Source organism: Bacillota bacterium (assembly GCA_018818595.1).
GTDB lineage: Bacteria > Bacillota_I > Bacilli_A > Izemoplasmatales > Hujiaoplasmataceae > JAHIRM01.
This window is the reverse complement of sequence record JAHIRM010000010.1, coordinates 1-2,609: the sequence shown is the minus strand read 5'-3', so window position 1 is coordinate 2,609 and position 2,609 is coordinate 1. Positions and strand designations below refer to the sequence as shown.

The 2,609-nt window shown below is 34.1% G+C and carries 2 protein-coding genes; both read right to left on the bottom strand.

The window, feature by feature from the left end:
* Window positions 1–505: group II intron reverse transcriptase/maturase (locus KJ971_02585; GenBank protein MBU1144729.1), on the bottom strand; the 505-nt coding region annotated here is incomplete at its 3' end.
* Window positions 506–580: 75 nt separating this feature from the next.
* On the bottom strand, window positions 581–2,569 hold the full coding sequence (locus KJ971_02580) for a hypothetical protein (protein ID MBU1144728.1): 1,989 nt from the start codon (window positions 2,567–2,569) through the stop codon (window positions 581–583).
* Window positions 2,570–2,609 lie beyond the last annotated feature (40 nt).

Below are 2,609 nucleotides of genomic sequence, written 5' to 3'. Positions count from 1 at the left end.
TTCCTTCTTCCTGAATTCCAGCTTTTAGCCATTTTCGGATTAGGTAGATCAGAGATTTCTCATGGATACGGTGTTTTACCTTATCCATGAGTTCTACATGAGGAATCGTGTCAAAGTAACCTTTTAAATCTACATCCACAACCCACTTTTGGCGATTACTTTTGTAATGTACAACTTTCAGCGCTTGATGCGCTGATCGTTTGGGTCGAAAACCAAAGGAACTCTCTTGGAAGTCAGCTTCAAAGAGGGGTTCAATCACAATCTTTACTGCCATTTGAGCTACGCGGTCTTTAACCGTCGGGATGCCAAGTGGCCGCTTTTCCCCATTTGGTTTTGGTATATAAGCCCTCCGTATGGTTGACGGATCGTAATTATGTCCCTTTAATTCATTATGCAATTCCTCAAGGAACTTTTCCACTCCTTCATTACGTATCTGCTCAATACTCTGGTTATCGACACCACAGCTTCCACCGTTTCTACTAACCAAAGACCAAGCCAATGCCAACACGTCCTTTCTGTAAATCTTGTCATACAGTGTATGGAATTTACCTATGAACCCAAAATTGGGTTGGATTTTTACTCATCCATTTATTTTGGACATTTTTTCAATGAAAGAGTTATCATCCAGTAATTCTAAAATTTTGCTGGGAATATCTTCGTAACAACTTTTAAGTTCCTCCATTCTCTTTTTCACTAATTTCGGATCAACTTCTGCGAACACTTCGTGTAATTCTTTTTTTTCACCCAAAATTAATTTTACATATTCTACATTCTTAAGATTTCTCACCAAAGGCATGTCGTCCACCATTGCTTTTATAGTTTTTCCTATATTATCAGATCCACTTTTTCTTTTATATGCTCGGGTAATTTCTCTAAATGCTCTTTCTGAAATATTATTTGTTCTTTGCGGCTGGATGACCCTTGAGCCATTTTTAGTATTAACCGTAAACGGGTCAGAAAATAACTTACTCCAGTATTTGTTCAACTGTTTTATAAAGGAAGAGCCGTTTTTGCTGTTTAGAAATACTGAATTTGTTTCCAGTTTTTTTTTGAATTTGGTCACAGACTTTTTTATTGTATTGATATTGGTATCATCACAATCATCATTCAGACCTTTACCTCCACCTTTTGGAGCAATCCGCATTGCTTTTCTTAATGATTCAAATATATTTATTTCGCCTTTAATGTTTTTCATAGCATTGCCAAGTTCTTTATCCGCCACAATCTTGTCAAGAATTTTGAAAGTTTTATAATAGTATTTTATAATATCAGGTGCCATTCCATCATTGTTTGTTTGAACGTTCGAGATCAACTTATGGGCTTTTGTAATGCGATTCGCGAGATCTACTTTAGGACGATCAAATGGAAATCCATATCCATTGCTACTATTTTCCCAATCAAGTATCCACAATACAAGAGTGTATAAGAACATAGTTCGCATTGAATTATCGACCACCTTGTTCTGCTTATTATTTGTTAAAAGAGAATAGAATGAATCTACAGCATTTAAGTTGTTGCTATTGATTGTCTTTAATGATTTTACGATATCACGAAGTTTTGTTAGAAAAGCAAAATGCCGTAAACGTTTTCTGATTAAGTCATAATTATCTTCTAAAAAATCTTTGCCTATATCCCGAAGAAAATGAAAATGGCAAATAAGAATTATTTTTTCTGGAAAGATTTTTTTAACAGCCTTCATTAATCCTACACCCATATCCTGAACGATTCTAAGTGGAATTCCGAAATTATTTTTGATTTTTTCCAAGAATGGAACTATTTCATCGCTATTTTCCGTTGTTATTTTAGAATTACCTAAAACAAAGTCAGTCAGAGAATCAATTCCACTAATCACTCTGTTGTTTCCTGCATCGCCAAGAGCATCTAGATGTAGGATATACCCACCATTTGAATCCATTATCTCTACAATTTTATTTGTTTTTTGCTCGTGGATTATGGAAAGATATATGAAAAATTTTTTTGCTAATTCTTCTACTTCACTTTTGCTGATTTTTATATTATTTTTCTGTAGTTCACAACAGACTTCCTTTGCTTGTTTGTGCTGAAGATGTATCAATTCTCCTACTCGAACAATTACATCATATCCATAGTTGCATCCTGGAGCAACAATGCTTAATAGTTCCTTTGATATCTGCTGTATGCTTCCATTTTCCATAACCTGGTATTTTGCCCAGAACTTTCCAATATGTAACGTCTGGACTAATTTCCGATCTGTTTTTTTGACTTTGAATTGCTTTGTACACCAATCTTCTTTACGAGCATCAAAGACTATTTCAGGCATTTCATCAAATAAGTCATTTGGATCAATAAAAGATCCGACTTTGACCATTAATTCTTTTAAAATTTTTACTACTGTAAATCGAGACTTTTCGATAATTCCATACTTGGAAAAAAGATCATTTATGTTACTAAGGGTTACATTGACGCCGTTTGTTTTCAAGAGCACAAAAAGCTCTTGTGAGGAAAGATCTGGATATTGCAAATGCTTTTTTAGTATGGATATGGCAGTTGTATCTACGATTGAACTTTCTTCTAGTTTTAAACGATTCATTTTTTGTTTCAAAAACAAATTACTGTCTGAAAAATATATA